The following is a 6,308-nucleotide window of genomic DNA, read 5'->3' on the forward strand; positions in this document are numbered from 1 at the left end:
ATGGCACGTGAACGTGAAGGCGGGGGCCGCGGCCGCCGCGAAGACCGCGAGGAGCGCGACAGCGAGTTCGTGGACAAGCTCGTCCACATCAACCGCGTCGCCAAGGTTGTGAAGGGCGGCCGTCGCTTCGGCTTCGCCGCACTCGTCGTCGTCGGCGACCAGAAGGGCCGCGTCGGCTTCGGCCACGGTAAGGCGCGCGAAGTGCCTGAGGCGATCCGCAAGGCGACGGAAGCCGCCAAGCGCGGTCTCGTCCGCGTCGCGCTCCGCGAGGGCCGTACCCTGCACCACGACGTCTACGGGCGTCACGGCGCCGGCAAGGTGATCCTGCGCGCCGCCCCCCAGGGCACCGGCATCATCGCGGGCGGCCCGATGCGCGCCGTCTTCGAGACGCTGGGCATGCAGGACGTGGTGGCCAAGAGCCTCGGCTCCTCGAACCCCTACAACCTCGTGCGCGCCACCTTCGAGGCGCTCAAGAACGAAGACAGCCCGCGCGCCGTCGCGGCCCGTCGCGGTCTCAAGGTGTCGGCCCTCCAGGCCCGTCGCCGTGACGCCGATCCGTCCGATATGTCCGAAGCCGCAGTCGCGTAAGGGGAGGGTCCGATGGCACAGAAGACTCTCCGGGTCGAGCAGATCGGCTCGCCCATCCGCCGCGAAGGCGACCAGCGTGCAACGCTGATCGGCCTGAAGCTCAACAAGCTGCACCGGGTCTCCGAGCTGGAGGATACTCCCTCCGTGCGCGGCATGATCCGCAAGGTGCAGCACCTCGTGCGCGTTCTCAGCGACGCGGCCTGAGGGAGGGCATCATGAAACTCAACGAACTCCGCGACAACGACGGCGCCACCAAGAACCGGATGCGCGTCGGTCGGGGCATCGGCTCCGGCAAGGGCAAGACCGCGGGACGCGGCGTGAAGGGTCAGAAGGCCCGCACCGGCGTCTCCATCAAGGGCTTCGAAGGCGGTCAGATGCCGCTGCATCGTCGCCTTCCAAAGCGCGGCTTCAACAACCTGTACTCCACGGACCTGAACGAGGTGAACCTCGGCCGCGTCCAGCAGGCTGTCGACGCCGGCCGTATCGAGGCGGGCGCCACCGTGACCGTCGAGACCCTGATCGCCGCCGGCATCTGCGCCCGCGCCCGTGACGGCGTGAAGCTCCTCGGCGTCGGCGAACTCACCACCAAGCTGACCTTCGAGGTCACCCGCGCGTCGAAGTCGGCGATCGAGGGTGTCGAGAAGGCCGGCGGCGCGGTGACCGTGACGTACGGCGACGGCGTCTCCACCCGTGGCAAGCCCGCCCGCGTGGTTGCGTAGCCCACCGTCAGACTTTAAGTCGAAGCTCTGAGCGGCGGCCCGTGCGACCTCGCGCGTGGCCGCCGTTTCCGTTTTATCAGGGACCGTCCTCCTCTCGCCCGAGCAGAGGATGCTCCGTATGACCCATCTCCAGGAACCGGTGTCATGGCCTCAGCCGCCGAGCAGCTTGCCGCGAACCTCAATTTCGGGGCCATCGCCAAGGCCGACGAGCTCAAGAAGCGCATCTGGTTCACGCTGGGCGCGCTCATCGTGTTCCGGCTGGGCACCTATATCCCGATCCCGGGCATCGACCCCGATCAGTTCGCGCGGAACTTCCAGCAACAGGCGGGCGGCGTCCTCGGGCTGTTCAACATGTTCTCCGGCGGTGCCGTCGAGCGCATGGCGATCTTCGCCCTCAACATCATGCCGTACATCTCGGCCTCCATCATCATCCAGCTGCTCACCTCGGTGATCCCGAGCCTCGAGGCGCTGAAGAAGGAGGGTGAGTCCGGCCGTAAGGTCATCAACCAGTACACCCGCTACCTCACGGTGGTGCTGGCACTGGTCCAGTCCTGGGGCATCGCCTTCGGCCTGCAGAGCTCGAGCGCGGCGATCGAACCCGGCCCGTTCTTCATCCTGTCCACTGTGATCACGCTCACCGGCGGCACCCTTTTCCTGATGTGGATCGGCGAGCAGATCACCTCGCGGGGCATCGGCAACGGCTCCTCGCTGATCATCTTCGCCGGCATCGTCGCCCACCTGCCCGTGGCCATCGTGGGCGCACTGGAGCTGAGCCGCACCGGCGCGCTCTCCTCAGCCGTCATCCTCGGCATGGGCGTCGCGGCCATCGCGCTCGTGTACTTCATCGTGTTCATGGAGCGCGCCCAGCGCCGCCTGCTGATCAACTACCCCAAGCGCCAGGTCGGCAACCGCATGTACGAGGGCCAGACCTCGTTCCTGCCGCTGAAGCTCAACACGGCGGGCGTGATCCCACCGATCTTCGCGTCCTCGCTGCTGCTTCTCCCCGCCACCGTGGCGAGCTTTTCGGCCAACAACGGCGGCACCGGCATCCTGGCGACGATCACCACCTATATCGGCCACGGCCGGCCGCTCTACATGGTGCTCTACGCCGCCCTGATCATCTTCTTCGCATTCTTCTACACCGCCGTGGTTTTCAATCCGCAGGAGACGGCGGACAACCTGAAGAAGCATGGCGGCTTCATCCCCGGCATCCGCCCGGGCGAGCGTACCGCGGCCTTCATCGACAAGGTGCTGACCCGCATCACCCTGATCGGCGCGCTTTACCTGACTTTCGTCTGTCTGGTGCCCGAGATCCTGGCGTCGTATTCCTCGGCCAGCATCGGCTTCGGCGGCACCTCGCTCCTCATCGTCGTCTCGGTTACGATGGACACGGTGGCGCAGATCCACGGGCACCTGATGGCGCACCAGTACGAGGGCCTCGTGAAGAAGGCGAAGCTGCGCGGGGCGACCCGTCGGCGCTGATCGCATCCCCCGGCCGCCTACGGCGGCCGGTGGTCTCGCCTAGACCGTCTCGCGTGCCGGCGTCGCAAGGGGACGCCGGTCTTCCAAGAAACCGGACCTGAGGAAACGACACCATGCGCATCATCCTGCTTGGGCCGCCCGGCGCGGGGAAGGGGACGCAGTCCGAGCGGATCGTGGCGCGCTATGGCATTCCGCAGCTCTCCACCGGCGACATGCTCCGGGCAGCCGTCGCGGCCGGCACGCCGGTCGGCCTGCAGGCCAAGGCCGTGATGGAATCGGGTGGTCTCGTTTCCGACGCCATCGTGGTGGGCATCGTCGCCGACCGCATCGAGGAGGCCGACGCCAAGAACGGCTTCATCCTCGACGGCTTCCCCCGCACCGTGGAGCAGGCCAAGGCCCTGGACGCCATGCTGTCCGAGAAGGGCATCGCCCTCGACAGCGTCGTGGAGTTCGTGGTCGACGAAAACGCCCTGGTGGGGCGTATCGCCAAGCGCGCCGAAGAGACGGCAGCGCGGGGCCAGCCCGTGCGCAAGGACGACACGCCGGAGGTCTTCAAGACGCGTCTGGACGCCTATCGCCGGCAGACCGCGCCGCTCTCGGACTACTACGCCGGTACCGGCCTCCTGCAGACGATCGACGGTATGAAGCCCGTGGATGCCGTTTCGCAGGACCTCGTCGCCCTTCTGGACCGGCACACGGCGGCCGCCTCCTGAGGCGCGCTGCGTCCGCAACGTCACGTCGCGCGGCCCTCGCAAATTCGGTGGTTCCGACGTTCGCACGTCGCGACACCTGGCATTGACACACGGACCGGTCCGCGCTAGTGGGCCGGTCTTCGTTCAGAGGAAATGGGTCCGGGTCGCCTTTCAAGAGGCCGATGCGGGCCGATTTGTCGTTTTGGACGGCGCGCAGGGGCCGGTCTCCACCGGACGCGCGTCACACCCCCGGCACCGATGGATTTCGGCGCCCCATGGAGAGACACCTTGGCTCGTATCGCTGGCGTTAACATCCCGACCAACAAGCGCGTCGTCATCGCGCTGCAATACATCCACGGCATCGGCCCCAAGAAGGCCGAGGAGATCACCGGCAAGGTCGGCATTCCGGCCGAGCGCCGCGTGAACCAGCTCACCGACGCCGAAGTGCTGTCGATCCGCGAGACCATCGACCGCGATTACCTCGTCGAGGGCGATCTGCGCCGCGAAGTCTCGATGAACATCAAGCGTCTGATGGATCTGGGCTGCTACCGTGGCCTGCGCCATCGCCGCAACCTGCCCGTCCGCGGCCAGCGCACGCACACCAATGCGCGCACTCGCAAGGGCAAGTCCAAGCCGATCGCCGGCAAGAAGAAATAAGTTTTGGCATTGGGAGGCCGTGCATCGCTCGGCCTCCTTTCCGTCGCGCTGGGTGTCCCGCATCGGGGTCCCGCGTGGTGGCACGGTGATCCGGAACCGCGCCGCCAACATCGCATGAGAATCCCGAGCGCCTGGAATGACGGGCGCGCTTGAAGGACGAGAAGGTACAGATGGCCAAGGAAACCACCCGCGTTCGTCGCCGCGAACGCAAGAACATCGTCTCGGGCGTGGCGCACGTGAACGCCTCGTTCAACAACACGATGGTCACCATCACCGACGCGCAGGGCAACACGATCTCGTGGTCGTCCGCCGGCGCCATGGGCTTCAAGGGTTCGCGTAAGTCGACCCCCTACGCCGCTCAGGTCGCCGCCGAGGACGCTGCCCGCAAGGCTGCCGAGCACGGTATGCGCACACTCGAGGTCGAGGTGTCGGGCCCCGGTTCGGGCCGCGAGTCGGCGCTGCGCGCCCTCCAGGCCGCCGGTTTCACCGTGACGTCGATCCGCGACGTGACGTCGATCCCGCATAACGGTTGCCGTCCGCGCAAGCGCCGCCGCGTCTGAGCGGAGGTCGTCGCGAATCCCTGGATCAGTCACGGAGACACGCGTGTCGAATGCTCGGAATCCGCTCGCCGGTGTGCTGCGGTGGAGCTTGGGTGATCTGACGATCACGGTGATGAACGACGGCTACCTGCAAGGGTCGCTCGACCTCGTCACCGGGATTCCCCGCGACGAGGCCGGCGCCCTCCAGGCCGCCGGCTTTCGCGCGCAGGATCCCCGGATCACGCTGAACGCGTTTCTGGTGACCGGTCCGGGGCGCAAGCCGCTGCTGATCGATTCGGGGATGGGCAGCTTCGGCGGGCCTACCCTCGGCCGCGTCCCGGCCGCCCTGCAGGCGGCGGGCGTCGCGCCCGAATCCATCGAGACCGTCTTGCTGACGCACCTGCACCCCGACCATGCTGGCGGCCTGCTCGCCGGCGACGGGATCGCCGCTTACCCGAACGCCGAACTCGTGGTGCATGCCGACGAAGCGGCGCACTGGCTCGACGACGGCGCCCTAGCGCGGGCGCCGGATGAGGCCAAGCCCTACTTCGATATGGCCCGCAAGGCGACCGCTCCCTATGCCGGGCGCCTGCGAACGATGACCGGCGGCACCGTGGCGCCGGGTATCGAGGCCGTGCCGCTGCCGGGGCATACGCCGGGGCACACGGGCTACCGGATCACCTCGGGCGACGCGTCGCTTTTGATGTGGGCGGACATCGTCCACCTGCCGGCGATCCAGTTCAAGCAGCCGGAAGCCGGTATGGTGTTCGACACCGACGGAGACCAGGCACGGGCCGTGCGTCGGCGCATGCTCGACATGGTCGCCAGCGACCGCACCTTCGTGGCGGGCGCGCATCTCGAATTCCCCGCCCTGGGCTACGTCGCCCGGGACGGTGCCGCCTACAGTTTCGTTCCGGAACTCTGGGTCGCGGCACAGTAACCCTGAGCCTGACCGGCGCCGGAGGCGCGGTGTCGACGGGCAATTGCGTGGGCCGCTCTCGTGGCTCGCGCCGATCTTGCGAGAGGTAGCATCGTGGTCATTCAGAAGAACTGGCAAGAGCTCATCAAGCCGAACAAGCTCCAGGTCTCGACCGGACACGACCCCAAGCGGGTCGCCACCGTCGTCGCCGAGCCCCTGGAGCGCGGCTTCGGCACCACGCTCGGCAATTCCCTGCGCCGCGTGCTGCTCTCCTCGCTTCAGGGCGCGGCCGTGACGTCGGTGCAGATCGACGGCGTGCTGCACGAATTCTCGTCGATCCCCGGCGTGCGCGAGGACGTCACCGACATCGTCCTCAACATCAAGACCATCGCGATCCGCTCGCAGACCGAGGCCCCGAAGCGCCTGACCCTGCGCAAGACCGGCCCCGGCATCGTCACCGCCGGCGACATCGGCACGGTGGGCGACGTCCAGATCCTGAACCCGGACCTCGTCATCTGCACCCTCGACGACGGGGCCGAAATCCGCATGGAGTTCACGGTCGCCACCGGCAAGGGCTACGTCCCGGCCGAGCGCAACCGTCCCGAGGACGCCCCCATCGGCCTGATCCCGGTGGACGCCCTGTTCTCGCCCGTCACCAAGGTCAGCTACCGCATCGAGACCACCCGCGAGGGCCAGGATCTCGACAAGGACA

General features: G+C 67.6%; 9 protein-coding genes. All 9 read left to right on the plus strand.

Annotation, left to right across the window (positions count from 1 at the left end; all coding sequences use genetic code 11):
* Positions 1-588: a 30S ribosomal protein S5 gene (gene rpsE, locus K2X24_RS21775; RefSeq protein WP_238280529.1), complete on the plus strand. Its 588-nt coding sequence runs from the start codon at positions 1-3 to the stop codon at positions 586-588.
* A 12-nt stretch (positions 589-600) separates the two neighbouring features.
* Positions 601-792, plus strand: a complete 192-nt coding sequence (rpmD, locus tag K2X24_RS21780) for a 50S ribosomal protein L30 (protein WP_056469605.1) — start codon at positions 601-603, stop codon at positions 790-792.
* 11 nt (positions 793-803) lie between these two features.
* Positions 804-1,307: a 50S ribosomal protein L15 gene (gene rplO, locus K2X24_RS21785; protein ID WP_056183536.1), complete on the plus strand. Its 504-nt coding sequence runs from the start codon at positions 804-806 to the stop codon at positions 1,305-1,307.
* Positions 1,308-1,451: 144 nt separating this feature from the next.
* A complete protein-coding gene (gene secY / locus K2X24_RS21790; protein ID WP_238280528.1) occupies positions 1,452-2,789 on the plus strand; it encodes a preprotein translocase subunit SecY in 1,338 nt (445 codons plus the stop codon).
* Positions 2,790-2,902: 113 nt separating this feature from the next.
* Complete coding sequence (locus K2X24_RS21795) at positions 2,903-3,502, plus strand: adenylate kinase (protein WP_292501034.1); 600 nt, start codon at positions 2,903-2,905, stop codon at positions 3,500-3,502.
* Between the two features lie 267 nt (positions 3,503-3,769).
* Positions 3,770-4,138: a 30S ribosomal protein S13 gene (gene rpsM, locus K2X24_RS21800; protein ID WP_238280526.1), complete on the plus strand. Its 369-nt coding sequence runs from the start codon at positions 3,770-3,772 to the stop codon at positions 4,136-4,138.
* 170 nt (positions 4,139-4,308) lie between these two features.
* Positions 4,309-4,698 (plus strand): 30S ribosomal protein S11, encoded by a 390-nt coding sequence (gene rpsK / locus K2X24_RS21805; protein ID WP_055949325.1) that lies wholly within the window; start codon positions 4,309-4,311, stop codon positions 4,696-4,698.
* Positions 4,699-4,741: 43 nt separating this feature from the next.
* Positions 4,742-5,617 carry an MBL fold metallo-hydrolase gene (locus K2X24_RS21810; protein WP_292501037.1) on the plus strand — a complete coding sequence of 292 codons (876 nt, stop codon included), beginning with the start codon at positions 4,742-4,744 and terminating at the stop codon, positions 5,615-5,617.
* 93 nt (positions 5,618-5,710) lie between these two features.
* On the plus strand, positions 5,711-6,308 hold a 598-nt coding region (locus K2X24_RS21815; RefSeq protein ID WP_292501039.1), incomplete at its 3' end, for a DNA-directed RNA polymerase subunit alpha.

The sequence above is a fragment of the Methylobacterium sp. genome, assembly GCF_019750675.1.
In the GTDB taxonomy this organism is placed as follows: Bacteria; Pseudomonadota; Alphaproteobacteria; order Rhizobiales; family Beijerinckiaceae; genus Methylobacterium.

Excerpts from the sequence above, each read along its gene's own strand:
- rpsE (WP_238280529.1), top strand. The coding sequence starts at position 1 with ATGGCACGTGAACGTGAAGGCGGGGGCCGCGGCCGCCGCGAAGACCGC.
- rpmD (WP_056469605.1), top strand. The coding sequence starts at position 601 with ATGGCACAGAAGACTCTCCGGGTCGAGCAGATCGGCTCGCCCATCCGC.
- rplO (WP_056183536.1), top strand. The coding sequence starts at position 804 with ATGAAACTCAACGAACTCCGCGACAACGACGGCGCCACCAAGAACCGG.
- secY (WP_238280528.1), top strand. The coding sequence starts at position 1,452 with ATGGCCTCAGCCGCCGAGCAGCTTGCCGCGAACCTCAATTTCGGGGCC.
- K2X24_RS21795 (WP_292501034.1), top strand. The coding sequence starts at position 2,903 with ATGCGCATCATCCTGCTTGGGCCGCCCGGCGCGGGGAAGGGGACGCAG.
- rpsK (WP_055949325.1), top strand. The coding sequence starts at position 4,309 with ATGGCCAAGGAAACCACCCGCGTTCGTCGCCGCGAACGCAAGAACATC.